The 433-nt window shown below is 70.7% G+C and carries 1 protein-coding gene; it reads left to right on the top strand.

Going from position 1 to position 433, the window contains the following annotated elements; all coding sequences use genetic code 11:
* Positions 1 to 372, top strand: a 372-nt coding sequence (locus tag AC1DHL_RS29940; protein ID WP_478164359.1) for a type 2 periplasmic-binding domain-containing protein, incomplete at its 5' end; no start/stop codon positions are given.
* Positions 373 to 433 lie beyond the last annotated feature (61 nt).

The raw sequence follows: 433 nt of genomic DNA on the forward strand, positions 1-433 counted from the left end.
GTGCAGCGCCAGGCCAATGCCCGCATCCTGCGCGATGGGACGAAGCTGGCCAGCTACCGGCGCTTCTATCTCGCCGCCACGCCGTACGCGAAGCGTCGGCCCGACGTGCTGGCCGTGGTCTATGACGAACTGCGCCGTGCAGGCGACTGGATCAAGCGCAACCCGGGTCCGGCGGCGGCATGGCATGCGCCGCTGATCGGGCTCGACCCGGCCACCGTGGAGGCCGCCAACCTGCGCCGTACCTATCAGGTACAGGCCGTGGACGCCGCCTCGCTCGAGGAACAGCAGCGCATCGCCGACGCCTTCGCCGCGCAGTCCATCCTGCCGAGGAAAGTGACCGTGGCGGCCTCGCCGGTGTGGAAGCCGGTGTAAGGCGCCGAAGTCAGCCGTCCTCAGTCCCCCCGGTAAGCCGATCCGCCGCCCCGTGCGGCAG

The sequence above is a fragment of the Variovorax sp. 10L426 genome, assembly GCF_056395305.1.